Origin of the sequence: Chryseobacterium sp. MMO-72 (assembly GCF_037146035.1) — a bacterium.
GTDB classification, from domain to species: domain Bacteria; phylum Bacteroidota; class Bacteroidia; order Flavobacteriales; family Weeksellaceae; genus Chryseobacterium; species Chryseobacterium indicum.
Genome location: NZ_JBBCWG010000013.1, coordinates 1 through 14,984, shown reverse-complemented (window position 1 = coordinate 14,984; position 14,984 = coordinate 1). Strand labels below are relative to the sequence as shown.

The following is a 14,984-nucleotide window of genomic DNA, read 5'->3' as shown; positions in this document are numbered from 1 at the left end:
TTTTAAATAATTAGGTTCTTACAGATCGTTATTTTACATTCAAATTCAGGAGCAAATATACATAATATTTACTCGAATGAAATTTCTCTGTTTTCTCCGGTATTAATGATACTCATTTCGTGGTATTTAAGACCGTAAAGATCTTCTTCATATACTTCAGGCCATTCGATAATGCAGAGAAATGAATGGTCTAAATATTCTTCCATTCCGATATCATAGACTTCATCAATATTTTTTAAGCGGTATAAATCGAAATGATACACTTTTCCTTTCGGGGTACTGTATTCGTTAACAATGGAATAGGTAGGAGAGTTTACTTCATCTGTACTTCCCATATTTTTAAGGAGAAACTGGGTGAAAGTTGTTTTTCCGGCGCCCAGATTTCCTTTTAAAAGTAAAATGTTATGCTCTAATTTTGAAATGACGGTTTCGGCAATATTCTGCCAGTCTTCCATATGTTGAATCGTGAATTGCATATTTTTAAAACAAAGATAATTAATTACGGTAAAAAATTTAATTCTTTATTTTAGAATTATTGAGATAAACATTATAAAAATGTTTTGTCCTTTCCTTTGCTTTTTGAGGATTTCTAGATCGGTTGTATCTTAGAGGAGCTTCGTATAATGCTAAAATTTCAGCCATTTCCATGGGTTTCAGATCTTCGACATCCTTTTTAAAAAGAGACTGGGAAACTTCAGATAAACCTTTTCTGTTTTCTAAGAAATTAAAACTGCTGAAATTAAATTGAAGACATTCTTTCTGGCTAAATTTGTTTTCAATAAATCTTGCTACAATAAACTGATTCATGAAATAATTTATTCTTTTTGTATGCTTAATTTCTAAAGTTGGTAAAATTCTGTAAGACATTTGATTACACGGGCATTCTTTTCGAGGAACTTGTGGATTAGTTAGTATATCAAACATGTAACTCCATGAATTTGCGGATAACGAATTCGGATAAACGGTATTATAAAAATTTGAAAAGTTATTAGGAATTTTTTCGCTGCTTCTGATGTTGAATGTGATTGTTCTTTTGTCGTTGGTCTTTAAGATGAACATTCCTCCAAACTCTAGATACAAAAGGAATACAATGAAAATAGTAACAGTTATAATAAAAAATCGTCTGAAATATTTCATAAATAAAGAATGTCGTTATAGTTTGATTCAAAAATAAATAAATTAAATTGTTTTAAATCAATAAATTATGTGGGCTAATAAAAATCTTCTTTACAATCCTATTATAGAAAGAATATAATTTTTATATATTTTTGCAGCATGATTTCCAAACAGACCATAGATAAGATTTTTTCTACAATCCGCGTTGAGGAGATTGTGGGAGAATATGTGCAGCTCAAAAGAGCAGGGTCTAATTTCAAGGGATTAAGTCCTTTTCATGACGAGAAAACACCGAGTTTCGTTGTTTCGGCAAGTAAACAGATATGGAAAGATTTCTCCACCGGAAAAGGTGGGACAGCGATCTCTTTCTTAATGGAAATCGAAAATTTTACCTATCCTGAAGCACTTCGTCACGCGGCAAAAAAATACGGAATTGAAATTGAAGAAGATCAGAAAGATTTTTCCGAAGAAGCAAAAAATGCACAGTCGGAAAGAGATTTATTGTACAAAATTCATGAAGTTGCCAACGATTTTTTCCAGAATTTCCTTTGGGAAGTGGAAGAGGGGAAATCAATCGGTCTTTCTTATTTTAAAGAGCGTGAACTTCGTGATGATATCATTAAAAAATTCCAGCTCGGCTATTCACCTGAAAAAAAGAACGCCTTTACAGAATATGCTTTGGAAAAAGGCTATTCAAAAGAAATTCTGGAGAAATCGGGTCTTTCAATTTTTCCTGAAAATTCTCCCGCCGGAATCGACCGTTTCCGTGAAAGAGTAATATTCCCGATTCACAGTTTTTCGGGCAGGGTTTTAGGATTTGGGGCCAGAATTCTTAAAAATAACGTAAAAACAGCCAAATATCTCAACTCTCCGGAAACGGAAATTTATCATAAATCTAACGTTCTTTATGGTTTAAACCAAAGCAAGCAGGCAATTTCGCGTAAGAATGTCTGTCTTTTGGTGGAAGGTTACATGGACGTTATTTCGCTTCACATGTCGGGAATCGAAAATGTGGTGGCAAGTTCCGGTACATCTTTAACGACGGAGCAGATTAAACTTATCAAAAGATTAACGGAGAATGTAACTATTCTTTTTGACGGAGATAATGCAGGAATCAAAGCCAGTTTCAGAAGTATCGATATGCTTCTGACGGAAGGGATGAATATTCGGGTAATGCTGTTTCCGGACGGAGACGATCCCGATTCTTTCGCCAGAAAACATCCGCAGGAATACGTGGAAAAATTCATCGAAAATGAAGCGATGGATTTTATTGATTTTAAAGCCGAAATTCTTTTCAAGGAAATTGGAGACGATCCGATTAAGAAAGCTGACGCGATCAGAGACATTGTGAAGTCGGTTTCCTTTGTTCAGAATGCTTTGAAAAGGGAAGTCTATCTGAAGCAGGTTTCCACAAAATTCGGACTTTCTGAGCAGAGTCTGTTTAATGAGCTGGATGTTCAGAAACAGATCGCCCAAAATCAGACGCATAAAGCACAGATTAAAGCTGAAGCGCAACAACCTGCGAAGCTTGAAGTGGTTAGTGATCCGAGAGATTATATTGATCCGGTACTTTTCAATGTGACAAAACTTGAAAATGATCTCATCAACCATATGCTCAATTACGGAGATGTTGTTCTTCACCGCACTGCGCCGGATCAGCAGAAGTATGATATTACGGTGATTGAAGAAATCCTTCACCATTTTGAAGAAGACGATTACGAATTTCAAGTGGAACTGAACAGACGAATCGTAGACTATATAAAAGAAGGAATTGAAAAAGAGGAACTCAGAAAAGGAAATTTCTTTTTCGGATTAATGGATGAAGAACTAAGTAAAGCAGCCGTTAATTCCATGAATATTTACAGTGAGCTGAACGACTGGACCACAAGAAATATTTTTTCACCCAATTACGGAGATAAAATTCCGGAACAGGTGGCAGGAGATATTCTGATTCATAAATTCAGATACGTTAATTTTCTGATATCAAAAGCAAAAGGAGAATTGGCAGAATATGCAGAATCCGATGAATCTAAATATTTTGAACAGCTTAAGAAAATTCAGATGCTCACGATGGTTTCCAAAGAACTGGCTAAAATTTTAAATTATTCTGCAATTACAGGTATTTATACTGACAGATAATGGCAAATAATTTTTTAATTATTAAAACTTTATGACAAAAAGTCTTATAAAATTTTAGGAATAAAAGTTGTAAATTCAACCTTGTAAAAATTTAATACACAAAGCAAACATATGGACATTAAAAAAGAATTCAGAGATTTCTCTGTAAAACATTTAGGAAATAACGGTTTGGTAACCGATCAGTATATGGGAATGTACGGTCCTACAGGTCTTACGCCGTACATCATGGAGGAAAGAAGATTAAACGTTGCACAAATGGACGTTTTCTCCCGTTTAATGATGGACAGAATTATTTTCTTAGGAACAGGAATTGATGATCAGGTGGCGAATATCGTAACCGCTCAGCTTCTTTTCTTAGAGAGCGCAGATCCTTCAAAAGATATTCAGATTTACATCAATTCTCCGGGTGGAAGCGTTTACGCAGGTTTAGGAATTTACGACACGATGCAGATCATTAAGCCGGATGTAGCAACAATCTGTACAGGTATTGCAGCTTCAATGGGAGCGGTTCTTTTGGTTGCCGGAGAAAGCGGTAAGCGTTCTGCTTTAAAGCACTCAAGAGTAATGATTCACCAGCCTTCGGGAGGCGCTCAAGGTGTTGCTTCTGATATGGAGATCAACTTGAGAGAAATGTTAAAGCTTAAAAAAGAGCTTTACGAGATCATTTCCGAGCACTCAGGACAGACTTATGACTGGGTAGAAAAAGCTTCAGACAGAGATTACTGGATGACTTCCGAAGAAGCAAAAGGATACGGAATGGTAGATGAAGTTTTACAGAGATCTAAAGACAAAAAATAAATTTTGTAAAAATAGTAAGAAGACGCATCAATTGATTTTGGTGCGTTTTTTTATGGAGACCTGAAGCTTTTATGAATTTTTTTAGGAGCTTTTTCCGGCTTTCCGCACTCGCTGTTTTAATATTTGAGGGTTGCGGGGGCGGGGGCGCCGCCACCCCCAAATATTAAAACGAGCTCAGACAAATGCTGCAATCCGGGCTAGGATCGAAGTCGGATTTATCAATTTTCACCTCAATATCGATAAAAGTAATTTACAGACCGAAAATAAACACTTTAACAAATTTTATAAAATGTAAGGGTAAAAACGGTATCATTTTTTCAAGATGATGAGTACAACACTTAAATCATAAAAATTATGTCAAAGAAAATTGCAATTTTAGCAACACACGGATTTGAAGAAAGCGAATTGAAATCTCCAAAAGAACATTTGGAACAGCAAGGCTGGACAGCCCACATCATCAGTCCGGAATCCGGAACCATTAAAGCATGGGCAGAAAAAGACTGGGGAAAAGAATACAATGTCGATAAAACTTTAGATGAAACGAGCGCTTCAGATTACGATGCATTGGTTTTACCGGGAGGAGTAATCAATCCGGATCAGTTAAGAACCAACGAAACGGCTTTATCTTTTGTAAGAGACTTTTTCCAGCAGCACAAACCCGTTGCAGCTATTTGTCACGGACCGCAGATTCTTATTAACGCGGAAGTGGTAGAAGGAAGGAAAATGACATCGGTAAATTCAATCAGCAAAGATCTTAAAAATGCGGGAGCGAATTGGGAAGACAGCGAAGTTGTAGTAGATCAGGGTTTGGTAACAAGCCGTACTCCGAAAGATCTTCCCGCCTTTAATGCAAAGATGGTAGAAGAAATAAAAGAAGGCAAACATGAAGAACAGACCATCTAAAATACAAAAGCACAAACTTTAATTTTACAAACTCTGATTATAACAGATCCGGCGGCATCGAAGATGCCGCCGGGTTTTATTCTTAAAGAATACTCCGATGCTCTGCCTCGGGGATTATTTATTTTTAGCTTTCCGTATACTTTCTCTTTTTATAGAATATCCTGTAAATTAAAAATGTCTGTATGAAAACATTTCCTAAAAGTATCAGGAATACCTTATAAAAAGCAATTGGTGCATAAAAGGGCAGTAACGGATCAAACAATACTGCAGGTGAGCTCGCCAAAACTTTTATGACTGACAACGGATACTGCAAAAATTCAGGTTTTATCCCGATGAAAAACTGATCGTAGATAAACACATAAAGAATATCAAATAACAGTATTCCCAGAAAAAGCAGTATAAATTTTTTCACAGCTTATTGTCTGCTAATTAAAAGCCTCAATAATTTTAGAAAAATCTTCCAGTTTTAAAGCGGCTCCACCGATCAGACCTCCATCGATATCAGGTTGAGAGAATATTTCCTTTGCATTATCCGGTTTTACAGAACCTCCGTAAAGAATAGAAACTTCATCAGCAACTTCCTGTCCGTATTTTGCTGCAATAATACTTCTGATGTGTGAATGGATTTCCTGTGCCTGTTCTGGCGTTGCTGTTTCTCCGGTTCCGATTGCCCAAACCGGTTCGTAAGCGATCACTACTTTTTTAATTTCCTCCGCTGAAAGTGTGAAAAGAGCCACTTCAGTCTGGTTTTTTACCACTTCAAAATGCTGTCCTGCTTTTCTCTGCTCCAAAGTTTCTCCGTTACAGTAAACCGGAATCAGACCTTTATCCAAAGCTAATTTTACCTTTCTGTTGCAGTGAGAATCTGTTTCGCCGTGATATTGTCTTCTTTCAGAATGCCCGATTAAAGAACCTGTTGCATCAATAGATTCCAGCATATCCACAGAAATTTCTCCTGTGTACGCACCGCTTTCATGTTCGCTGATGTCCTGTGCGAAAACGCCGATTTCATCCTTTTCAAAAACATCTTTCGCCATCATCAGATACAGAGATGGAGGTGCGATCCATACTTCGCAGTTGGTTGTATTGTTATTTTTATAGCTTAGTAACTGAACCATTAGCTGTTGGGCATCAATTACATTTTTGTTCATTTTCCAGTTTCCTGCAACTATTTTTCTTCTCATAGTTTCTTATTATTTTAAAGTTAAAAACTAAAAGTCAGAAACGGATTTCTAACTTCTAATCACTCAATTATCGATTAATATTCCAAAGATTTTTCAAAAGCGTGTAAAAAGTATGCTCTTCATCAGTTACTTTATTATCCGCCTTAATAAGCGTTTTGGCAAACTGGATGAAACTTGTTCTTTCCTCTTCCGTAGAATCGTCGTAGAAACAACGTGCGTGAAATTCAAAATGATCTTTCCATTCTTCCGGCTGAAGCAGGGCAATGGTTTCAAGTTCATTATCAAGATTCATTTTAAAAGGAAATTCATCGGCTAGATACTGCTGAACAAGCATTCCTTCTTCCGGAGCAAATTCCCCGTCTACAGAAGAAAGAATCATCAATAAATGGTAACCGGCAATGGGTTTGTTAGACTTTTGCATTGATATAGTTTAAATTTTAGTGTTTTTTTATTTCAGATAATCTTTTGCAGGCTGTTTATCCACAATTTTTCCGTTTTCAAGAACCAGAACAAAAGGATTGCTTCTTGCGATGGTTTTAATGGCTGTAGCATCCATCATCAAATTTTTAATGGTTTTAAAGGTATTCGGAAGCGTTGAAACCCCGTAAACAGCAGGTGTACCCTGATTTTTTACTTTAGCTTCAAGTTGCCTGATCATTTCCGGAGAAACGTTTTGCGGATCGTAAGTGAAAATTAAAATAGCTCTTGGAGCATTGATAATCTGCTGAGTAAGATCCGTTCCTTTGGTATCTTCAAGCTTGAATTTTGCAATTTCAGATTTGTAGCCTTCTTTTACCAGAACAGATTCATTCTTTCCTTCTTCTATTTTCCACGGTGATCCTTCTGCCCAATATTCTGTCTTTTTGATATAATCGTCCTGATTCACTTTTATAACTTCTCCTGTTTTAGAGTTTTTCAGGGAGTAAAACGTCTTATATTGGGACGGATTTTTAGCAATTTTAGCTTTTTCAGCTCTCAGATCGGTTCCGATTTTATAATCGCGGAAATCGATAACAGGTTCATGAATAATTCCATAAGCACCCACCACAATCATGGCAACAGAAAAAACGCCCAGAAGAATATATTTAAATTTATTTCCTGTCTCTTTTTTTGCACTGTAGCTGTACGCATCTTTTTTCTTAAAATCTTTTCTGTAAAGAATAAAAACAGCAATTAATCCTACCAGAAGTACAATATCTTTCATGAAACTCTGCCACGGCGTAAATTTAATGGCATCTCCGAAACATCCGCAATCGGTAACCACATTGTAATAGGCAGAATAAAAGGTAAGGAAACCAAAGAAAATACAAAGTGCAATTAATGCAGAAAGCGTGAATTTAAGTTTCAGTTTAATCAAAAGCATAAAGCCCAGAAGAAGTTCCAGCACCACAACAAATATCGAAAGCGGCAGTGCAAACTTTTCGAAAAACGGCATATTAAAAACATTCGGGGCAAAATATTCTTCCATTTTAAAGGAAAAACCAACCAGATCCACTGCTTTTACAAACCCTGAAAGGATGAAAATAACCGCAAGAAGAAATCGTAATAAACCTTTTATCATAATTAATTTGTTTTTTTATTTTACACTGGCTGCTTTTTCAGAAAATTTGATCAGGCAGAACACTGCATAATTCAGCATATCAAAATAATTGGCATCCAAACCTTCGGAAACAAGAGTAACGCCTTGATTGTCTTCTATTTGCTTGGTTCTCAAAACTTTCTGGTAAATAAGATCTGTTATAGAGGAAATTCTCATATCTCTCCACGCTTCACCGTAATCATGGTTTTTTCTTTCCATTAATTGCTGTGCTTCGGTCGCATAATGATTGTAAAGCTCTAAAATCTCTTCTTTATTTTCATTAAAATCGTTGGAAAAACCTTTTTCAAGCTGAATCAGTCCGATGATGGAATAGTTCACAATGGCTATGAATTCATCTTCTTCACTTTCATCTACCATTTTTTTGTCAGTCATTTGTAACGTGCGGATTCTGTTCACTTTAATATAAATCTGATCCGTAATTGAGCTTGGTCTTAAAACCCTCCACGCTGCACCGTAATCCTGTAATTTTTTGCTGAATAATTCGCGGCACTGACTGATAACTTTCCCGAACTGTACTGATGTTTCTGACATAAATTCTCTTAATCTTTCAAATATACAAAATAGGCAGGAATCAATAGGTTTTTTTGAGTTATGAATTATCATTAATTGGTATACCGCAGATAAATTCAATGACTATAAAAGCCATTCAAATAAAAAAGAGTAAAAATTACTTCTTACTCTTTTACTGTATTTTAAAACTGTTTCACTAAATTTAAGTACTCCACACTTTTTTTTATCTGATAAAGTGGTAAAGTTTCAATAAGTTCTTTTGCTTTTGCTTCATCAACCTCTTTCAGAATAATAACGGCTGCATCTTTGGTCTGTGTTAAAAACAGATGTTCAAGAATCCCTTTTTCTTTCCAGTCTGCTAATACTTCCTGTTCGTGTTTTAGGATCTGCTGAAAATTCTCAGGGAGATTGTTTGTGTCTATGGCTAAAATTACCTGTATTCTGTTCATGATATGTTAAATATATTTTGTTATATGTTCTTTATATTTCTTTAGATCGTTTTCTATATCAGGGTTTTTGAAAACATCATAAAATGCAAAGGTAGGCTGCGGTTCTACACCAAGAAACTGCAAAGCTGCCGTAAATGGTTTTGTAAAATCTTCCATGGATATATCACTTAATAATTGTTCCGGAGCTCCGAAAGTTTCTTCAGGAGCATTCCATGTATTCACAATCATTCCCCTGCTTTTTAATAATCCGCCGGTGCCATATTTCCCGCCGTTATTTCTTCCGTCTCCTGCGTATATTTTTCCATAGCCGCTCATCAGTACAGTATCTATATATTCTTTGGTTTTTGCGGGCATTCCGAACCAGTTAATAGGGAAATGAAACAAAATAAAATCTGCATTTATCCATTTTTCTACTTCCTGTGGCACGTCATATCCTTTGTCTATGGTTGTTTCCAGGATTTCATATCCTTTTTCTCTGAATGCGGTTATACTTTCTTCAAAAATTGTCTGGTTAAGTTTACCTTCGGCTATTTGTGGCCATCGTACGTGTCCGTTTATTACTAAAGCTTTCATTATTTTAATAGTTTTAAATATTTAAATATAATTAAGATTAAAAGAATTTCAGTTACAAAATTAAATCCATTACTTTATATTTGCAAGTAGTTATCAAAATGTGAAGTAGTAACAAAAAGTAATGTATTATTGATATTCAGCGGTTATGAACGAAAAAAAATCTAAATTTACAGATTGTCCTATCACAAGAACGGCGGAAGTTCTGGGTGGAAAATGGTCTTTGCCCATTATTTTTGCGCTCATGAAAGAAACAAGTCGCTTTAAAGAACTGGAACGAAAAATTGAAGGAATAAATACCCGAATGCTTGTAAAAGAACTTAAACAGCTTGAAGAAAACGGAATTGTTTTGCGAAAAGTTTATGCAGAAGTTCCTCCTAAGGTTGAATATTCACTTACAGAGAAAGGCAAGGCTCTGAAAAGTGTTTTAGTTGAAATGAAAAACTGGGGAAATCAGTTTCTTACGGTTTAAACTCTATCTTTATTTACCTTACATTTATTATGGCATATTTACCATCAAATAATTATCATTCAATAAACTGCAACGGAAGAATCGTAGATTTGTCGGCTCCGAAAATTATGGGAATTCTCAATCTCACTCCGGATTCTTTTTCAGACGGTGGAAAATTCAACAGTGAGAAATCAGCTTTGGAACAGACCGAAAAAATGTTGAAAGAAGGAGCGGAAATAATCGACATCGGACCTCAGTCTACAAGACCGAATGCAGAATTTCTGAACTCCGCAGAGGAAATCCGAAGAATCGGAAATATCATTTCTCTAATTAAAAAAGAATTTCCGGAAGCTTTGATCTCTCTGGATACGTTTTACTCGGAAACCGTAAAGTTTGGTTTCAACGAAGGCATTGATCTTATTAACGATATTTCCGGCGGTCAGTATGATGATAAAATGTTTGAAACTGCGGCGAAAACAAAACTTCCGTATATTCTGATGCATGTAAATCCTACGTATGAAACGATGCATGATAAGATAATGTTTGAAGATATTATTCTTTCAGAAAATCGATATTTTTCAGAGAAAACGGCAGAATTGCTCAGGTTAGGAGTAAAAGATCTGATCCTTGATCCCGGTTTCGGGTTTGGTAAAACGGTGGAAGATCAAATGAAGATGACTGACGAAGTACAATATTTAGGATTTGGAAAATTTCCTTTACTGATCGGTATTTCGAGAAAATCTTTCATTTACAAACCTTTAGGGAAATCTCCTTTGGACATTAATGAAGAAACTCAGAAATTGCATCTGAAAGTTTTGCAGCAGGGCGCAAAAATTTTGAGAGTTCATGATGTTATGGAAGCCAAGAAAACTTTGGATATATTTTTGAGGAGCTAAAATGATCCGAATCTTCGGATTTTCATGATTAAAAAACAAAAAGCTGTCTCAAAAGCCGAAAAAATTGACTTTTGAGACAGCTTTTTTATATCACTACATTTATCTTTCCAGTGTAAAATTAGAAATCACTTTCGGACGTTCGATTTCATTGGCTGCTTTCCATGAAGTTCGGTACATCCATTCCGTCATTTTATACAGCTTTTTGTAATTAATATTTTCCGATTCATCTTGCGGCGTATGATACTGATCGTGCAGAACACTCGTGAAAAATATTGCAGGAATTCCTGCCTTTGCATAGGGTAAATGATCGCTTCTGAAATAAAAATATTCTGCATGCTTCGGAGAATCCCAATCTTTCAGATACCTGAATTTCGTACTCTCATTATTGGCATCTTCAGCCATTTTTACCAATTCTTCAGAATTTTTGTGAGGCGCATTTCCGCCGAGAAGCGCAGCTTCATTATTATCATTTCTCCCGATCATATCACCATTAAGAACGGCAACAATATTTTCTTTTGGTACAACAGGATGCGCTGCATGCCATCTCGAACCCAGTAAACCTCTTTCTTCAGCACCATGAAAAACAAAAAGAATACTGCGTTTTGAAGGTTGTTTTTTATAGGCTCTTGCCATTGCCAGCATCGCAACACAGGTACTTGCGTTATCATCTGCGCCGTTGTAGATCGTATCGTTTTTTACGGGATGTCTTATTCCGTCATGATCCTGATGTCCGCTGATTAAGACATATTCGCTTTTAAGTTTCGGATCTGTACCGTCTATTTTTCCGATGATGTTTACGGAAGGATATTTATAAGTTTCTGTGATGAGGTGCAGCGAAATTTTAGGATTGTTTTTTACCCAGCCAGAATTTTCTCTTTTAATCCATAAAACCGGAATATTATTCGTTACACTTTCTCTTAAACCTTCTACTCCGTAAGAACCTCTGGTCATTTGCGGTAAAACTTCAACCCAGCTTTTGTCTGATGTTTCGTCTGTAATGAAGATGATTCCTTTTGCTCCCAGTTCAAATGCTTTGTTATAGTATTTTGTTCTTACAAAACCGGGATATCTTCTTACGAAAAGTGTCATTTCCTTTTCAATATTCTTGTCAGATGCATTTACGGCGAGAATTTTCCCTTTAATATTTAATTTTGATAAATCTTCAGGTTCGGCATTTCCGGCATAAAGAATTTCAGAATCAATGTCTGCATTTACGGGTTCCGCAACAAGAAAATCTTTCCATAATTTTAAAGAATTGTCACCAATTTTCAGGCTGCTCTGCGGAATTACCTGATGTCTGTACATATCGAAAAACTGAAAGAAAGTTCCGTTATCTCCGGCTGGCTTCATTCCCGTTTCTTTGGCTCTGTCGGCTAACCACATAGATACTTTAAGCTCATCTAAAGTTCCTGCTTCACGCCCCAGAAACTGATCGGCTGCAAGATCATACATATCCTTGCGAAGATCGCCTTCTTTGATAGCAGAAACCAGAGGTTTTTGATAGGATTGAGCAGTAAAAGTCCCAAAAACAAACACACTGATTGCAGATAATAGGTAATTTTTCATCTTGAATTTTTTAATGATTTGATTGCACTTTTAAAATTTAACACAAAATAAACAAAAAATGATGTTTAAGTTGAGGTTAAACTTTAAATAAGAAGAAATACGTTTCTAAAGTTTAATTCAGATTCGCAAGCTTATCTGCAAACTGTTTTGAAAATTCTTTTCGGTCTTCCTCCATTTTTTCCGGTGTGGAAGGAAGGATATAATTAAAAAGGATTTTATCTTCGTTATCCAGAAAAATAATTTCCTTTTCGTTTCCGTCAATCATTTGGGTAAAAATTTCCCACATTGAAGTATCTTTTAATTTCAGTAATTCAAAAAACTGATCTGCTTTTATTTCGATTTTCTGCATTTATCTTTATTTTTAGCTGTTTAATTTTTTAAAAATCCAGAATCTTTAATTTAAACTGAATCGCAAAGTTTTGTTTAAAATTAGGAGTGGTATAATATCCTACTCTGTAAAATAATCCCAGATTAAAGTAGGTTGAAAGAAAATTATTCCATTCCAGACCGACTTCCTGATATAAATGATTCAAAGGACGGAATCTGAACTGATGGTAATCAGGATGCCTCATATTTCCCGTTGTTCCTCTTAAAACAAAGTCGAAGCTTGAAATATTCTGCCCGAAACTTTTAAAATACCAAGGAATTTTGTGTGTAAAATAATAGGCAATAAAATGGTCATTGTAATATTTACCGCCTTCCAGAGTAGCAAATCCTAAGAAGGAAGTTAAGTTAAAATTAAAATCTTTCCTTGAAGAAGCAAGTCCGTTCATGGTGAAATTTTTCCAGATTGGCGCCTCTCCGAAAACCATTCCGCCATACAGTCTGAAACCTGTGGTTCCGAACATTGTTTTGAAATTATGAACCAAAAGCGCATCAAACCGGGTATAATCGAAATCTCCGCCAAAAATTTTATAGCTCTGTTCATAATTAAAGTACACTTCGGGATATTTCTGATCGATCAGTGATTTTCCCTGCGGCGTCATAATATTTGTAGAATTGGGAGAGTATTTTAGCGTAAATAAGGTATTAAAATTATCAAAAGACGGACCTCTTCCGCGGAAAGAATAATCAAACATTGCTTCTTCCAGATTTCTGCGTGCAGCAAAAACCAGGGTTAATCCGTTGGTAACATCATTCAGATAAGAAACAGAAGCTCCTTTATAACGGTAATAACGGTCGTTATTAAGGTTATTTCCATAGTTTGCCGTCCTCATTTTAAAGCTCCAGAGCCTTCTGTAGAACTCGCCGGAAGCCGTCACATCATCGTAATAATCCAACCGGAAATAAGAATCCTTTTCCAGTGTTGTTTTGATGTCGAGCCCGATTCTGTATTTCCATTTATCATCTTTAAAACCGTAGGCAAAAATGTAATCCGGAGAAAAATACGGATTGAAATTTTCATTAAGTTTTGCTTTTAACCCAACTCTGAAGCCTTCATAAAGATTATAATTCACGATCTCATCCACTGCAAAATCAACGACACCGACTTTAATCTGTCCGTTAAGAAAAAGACCGCCCAAAACCCTTGCTTTTTGATCGATGTTGTAAATTTTTCCAAGGCTGTCAATGGTTTTATACGTATTTCTTTCCCTTTCGGTGAGAGGATCGGTTCTGTATTGGTCTAAGGTTTTTCCATCAATATTTTTTACTGAAAAAGTGTAGCCTTTAAAGTCATTCTGATTATTTTCTGCAGGGGAACGATAATCGAAATATCTAGACGTGAGAAACGCATAAGTTCCGAAGGTTTTTTTGCTTTTTCTGTCAATTTTTTGCTCGGAATTTTCGTTTTCCATCTGCATATTGCTCATCTTCAGCTTTACGGTTTCGTATGCCAGAAACCATTTGTTGTTGAAGAAAATCCACGAACTGGTAATAATGCCGTCGTTTTTATTTTTGCTGAAATTTTCAATTTTTTTTACGCCGAAGGTTTCGGTATCCACATAAATGGCTCCGTTGTATTTCCTTTTTTTATCGGGCTTTTTGTAATTCACTTCCCTGAAACGGATAACGAAATTTTTTCTTCCGTCGATTTCAATCGTATCTGTGAGAAAAAACCTGTAAAGTCCGCGGTTTTCTTTTTTCACCTGATCCGGAATTTTGTCTCTGTTGCTCTGCTGAAGCGAAATCATTTCATAGATGGGCTGTTTAAGACCGGAAATTCTGTTATCCAGAATATTGATCTTCTCACCGTATTTTTTAGAATACAGAAATTCCTGAGCTCTTTCCCAGAGAAACAGTTTGCTTTTCGAGAAAATTTTTCGTGCGGTAATGTTGTTTAATGAATCTTTTTCTCTCCTTTTTTTGAACATTCCGGTTTCTTCGAAGAACTTATTGTACTGTGCAATGCTGTCTTCGTCGATGTCCAGAGAAATTTTTTCGTAAGATTTATAATAATAGGAATCCAGTGTTTTCGGAGAGTTTTCATGGAAGTACTGGTTCACTTTATTGAGGATTTCCAATGCTTTGGGATCACTCTTATCTTCTATGATAACGGTTTCAATAGAAGTAACTTTCGATTGTGAAAAACCAAAAATACAGATTGAAAAACATAGAAACAGTAAAATCCTTTTCATAGAAAACCTTGCCAAAATTACTAATATTTATTGTCCCGCAAAAGTTTTGTTAATTGATATTAATGTGGTTATTGATTGGAAATATCTTTCAGAAAAAATAAAACTCCCGAAACAATGGACTGCCCCCAAAAAGTTAGACACTTTTTAGGGGCATTTTTATTTATGGGATTATCAAAGTATAGTTTAGAATTTAAGTTAGATTGCATTGAAAAAATTTCGAGTAATC

At 35.6% G+C, this 14,984-nt stretch carries 17 protein-coding genes; 5 read left to right on the top strand and 12 right to left on the bottom strand.

The genetic code is table 11. From position 1 onward, the window contains the following. Positions 1-68 precede the first annotated feature (68 nt). Both tsaE and WFH39_RS16255 read right to left on the bottom strand, forming a co-directional pair. Positions 69-476: a tRNA (adenosine(37)-N6)-threonylcarbamoyltransferase complex ATPase subunit type 1 TsaE gene (tsaE, locus tag WFH39_RS16260; RefSeq protein WP_336690643.1), complete on the bottom strand. Its 408-nt coding sequence runs from the start codon at positions 474-476 to the stop codon at positions 69-71. A 37-nt stretch (positions 477-513) separates the two neighbouring features. Further along, positions 514-867, bottom strand: coding sequence for a transglycosylase domain-containing protein (locus WFH39_RS16255; RefSeq protein WP_336690642.1), 354 nt, complete (start codon positions 865-867; stop codon positions 514-516). A gap of 408 nt (positions 868-1,275) precedes the next feature. Between WFH39_RS16255 and dnaG the strand changes: the two genes are divergently transcribed. The 3 genes from dnaG to WFH39_RS16240 all read left to right on the top strand — a co-directional run bounded on the left by dnaG (position 1,276) and on the right by WFH39_RS16240 (position 4,956). Next, complete coding sequence (dnaG, locus tag WFH39_RS16250) at positions 1,276-3,255, top strand: DNA primase (RefSeq protein ID WP_336690641.1); 1,980 nt, start codon at positions 1,276-1,278, stop codon at positions 3,253-3,255. 111 nt (positions 3,256-3,366) lie between these two features. Next, positions 3,367-4,053, top strand: a complete 687-nt coding sequence (clpP, locus tag WFH39_RS16245) for an ATP-dependent Clp endopeptidase proteolytic subunit ClpP (RefSeq protein ID WP_214589093.1) — start codon at positions 3,367-3,369, stop codon at positions 4,051-4,053. A gap of 354 nt (positions 4,054-4,407) precedes the next feature. Beyond that, entirely contained in the window at positions 4,408-4,956 is a 549-nt protein-coding gene (locus tag WFH39_RS16240) for a type 1 glutamine amidotransferase domain-containing protein (protein ID WP_336690640.1), read from the top strand. A 124-nt stretch (positions 4,957-5,080) separates the two neighbouring features. Here the strand turns inward: WFH39_RS16240 and WFH39_RS16235 are convergent, their stop codons facing one another. The 7 genes from WFH39_RS16235 to WFH39_RS16205 form a co-directional block, all read right to left on the bottom strand. Beyond that, positions 5,081-5,368: a hypothetical protein gene (locus tag WFH39_RS16235; protein WP_336690639.1), complete on the bottom strand. Its 288-nt coding sequence runs from the start codon at positions 5,366-5,368 to the stop codon at positions 5,081-5,083. Positions 5,369-5,381: 13 nt separating this feature from the next. Beyond that, a complete protein-coding gene (tpiA, locus tag WFH39_RS16230; RefSeq protein WP_336690638.1) occupies positions 5,382-6,140 on the bottom strand; it encodes a triose-phosphate isomerase in 759 nt (252 codons plus the stop codon). Between the two features lie 67 nt (positions 6,141-6,207). Continuing rightward, entirely contained in the window at positions 6,208-6,561 is a 354-nt protein-coding gene (locus tag WFH39_RS16225) for a TerB family tellurite resistance protein (protein WP_076392410.1), read from the bottom strand. Positions 6,562-6,588: 27 nt separating this feature from the next. Then, positions 6,589-7,701, bottom strand: a complete 1,113-nt coding sequence (locus WFH39_RS16220; protein ID WP_336690637.1) for a BT_3928 family protein — start codon at positions 7,699-7,701, stop codon at positions 6,589-6,591. Positions 7,702-7,716: 15 nt separating this feature from the next. Further along, a complete protein-coding gene (locus tag WFH39_RS16215) occupies positions 7,717-8,271 on the bottom strand; it encodes a DUF1599 domain-containing protein (RefSeq protein ID WP_076392414.1) in 555 nt (184 codons plus the stop codon). Between the two features lie 161 nt (positions 8,272-8,432). Further along, positions 8,433-8,699, bottom strand: coding sequence for a hypothetical protein (locus WFH39_RS16210; protein ID WP_336690636.1), 267 nt, complete (start codon positions 8,697-8,699; stop codon positions 8,433-8,435). A 6-nt stretch (positions 8,700-8,705) separates the two neighbouring features. Next, entirely contained in the window at positions 8,706-9,272 is a 567-nt protein-coding gene (locus WFH39_RS16205; protein ID WP_336690635.1) for an NAD(P)H-dependent oxidoreductase, read from the bottom strand. A gap of 145 nt (positions 9,273-9,417) precedes the next feature. On the opposite strand from WFH39_RS16205, the gene WFH39_RS16200 reads away from it, so the two are divergent. Together WFH39_RS16200 and folP are read left to right on the top strand one after the other, a co-directional pair. Then, positions 9,418-9,741: a winged helix-turn-helix transcriptional regulator gene (locus tag WFH39_RS16200; protein WP_214589100.1), complete on the top strand. Its 324-nt coding sequence runs from the start codon at positions 9,418-9,420 to the stop codon at positions 9,739-9,741. Positions 9,742-9,770: 29 nt separating this feature from the next. Continuing rightward, on the top strand, positions 9,771-10,616 hold the full coding sequence (gene folP, locus WFH39_RS16195) for a dihydropteroate synthase (RefSeq protein ID WP_336690634.1): 846 nt from the start codon (positions 9,771-9,773) through the stop codon (positions 10,614-10,616). A 99-nt stretch (positions 10,617-10,715) separates the two neighbouring features. Here folP and WFH39_RS16190 read toward each other — a convergent pair whose 3' ends face one another. The 3 genes from WFH39_RS16190 to WFH39_RS16180 all read right to left on the bottom strand — a co-directional run bounded on the left by WFH39_RS16190 (position 10,716) and on the right by WFH39_RS16180 (position 14,758). Then, a complete protein-coding gene (locus WFH39_RS16190) occupies positions 10,716-12,182 on the bottom strand; it encodes a M20/M25/M40 family metallo-hydrolase (RefSeq protein ID WP_336690633.1) in 1,467 nt (488 codons plus the stop codon). Between the two features lie 112 nt (positions 12,183-12,294). After that, positions 12,295-12,531, bottom strand: coding sequence for a hypothetical protein (locus WFH39_RS16185; protein ID WP_076392418.1), 237 nt, complete (start codon positions 12,529-12,531; stop codon positions 12,295-12,297). A gap of 28 nt (positions 12,532-12,559) precedes the next feature. Next, the gene (locus WFH39_RS16180; RefSeq protein ID WP_336690632.1) at positions 12,560-14,758 is read right to left on the bottom strand and encodes a hypothetical protein; all 2,199 of its coding nucleotides are present in this window, start codon (positions 14,756-14,758) and stop codon (positions 12,560-12,562) included. Between the last annotated feature and the right edge of the window lie 226 nt (positions 14,759-14,984).

What these genes read in the sequence shown, in the direction of transcription:
- tsaE (WP_336690643.1), bottom strand. Translation starts at nt 476, where the DNA reads ATGCAATTCACGATTCAACATATGGAAGACTGGCAGAATATTGCCGAA.
- WFH39_RS16255 (WP_336690642.1), bottom strand. Translation starts at nt 867, where the DNA reads ATGTCTTACAGAATTTTACCAACTTTAGAAATTAAGCATACAAAAAGA.
- dnaG (WP_336690641.1), top strand. Translation starts at nt 1,276, where the DNA reads ATGATTTCCAAACAGACCATAGATAAGATTTTTTCTACAATCCGCGTT.
- clpP (WP_214589093.1), top strand. Translation starts at nt 3,367, where the DNA reads ATGGACATTAAAAAAGAATTCAGAGATTTCTCTGTAAAACATTTAGGA.
- WFH39_RS16240 (WP_336690640.1), top strand. Translation starts at nt 4,408, where the DNA reads ATGTCAAAGAAAATTGCAATTTTAGCAACACACGGATTTGAAGAAAGC.
- tpiA (WP_336690638.1), bottom strand. Translation starts at nt 6,140, where the DNA reads ATGAGAAGAAAAATAGTTGCAGGAAACTGGAAAATGAACAAAAATGTA.
- WFH39_RS16225 (WP_076392410.1), bottom strand. Translation starts at nt 6,561, where the DNA reads ATGCAAAAGTCTAACAAACCCATTGCCGGTTACCATTTATTGATGATT.
- WFH39_RS16220 (WP_336690637.1), bottom strand. Translation starts at nt 7,701, where the DNA reads ATGATAAAAGGTTTATTACGATTTCTTCTTGCGGTTATTTTCATCCTT.
- WFH39_RS16215 (WP_076392414.1), bottom strand. Translation starts at nt 8,271, where the DNA reads ATGTCAGAAACATCAGTACAGTTCGGGAAAGTTATCAGTCAGTGCCGC.
- WFH39_RS16210 (WP_336690636.1), bottom strand. Translation starts at nt 8,699, where the DNA reads ATGAACAGAATACAGGTAATTTTAGCCATAGACACAAACAATCTCCCT.
- WFH39_RS16205 (WP_336690635.1), bottom strand. Translation starts at nt 9,272, where the DNA reads ATGAAAGCTTTAGTAATAAACGGACACGTACGATGGCCACAAATAGCC.
- WFH39_RS16200 (WP_214589100.1), top strand. Translation starts at nt 9,418, where the DNA reads ATGAACGAAAAAAAATCTAAATTTACAGATTGTCCTATCACAAGAACG.
- folP (WP_336690634.1), top strand. Translation starts at nt 9,771, where the DNA reads ATGGCATATTTACCATCAAATAATTATCATTCAATAAACTGCAACGGA.
- WFH39_RS16190 (WP_336690633.1), bottom strand. Translation starts at nt 12,182, where the DNA reads ATGAAAAATTACCTATTATCTGCAATCAGTGTGTTTGTTTTTGGGACT.
- WFH39_RS16185 (WP_076392418.1), bottom strand. Translation starts at nt 12,531, where the DNA reads ATGCAGAAAATCGAAATAAAAGCAGATCAGTTTTTTGAATTACTGAAA.
- WFH39_RS16180 (WP_336690632.1), bottom strand. Translation starts at nt 14,758, where the DNA reads ATGAAAAGGATTTTACTGTTTCTATGTTTTTCAATCTGTATTTTTGGT.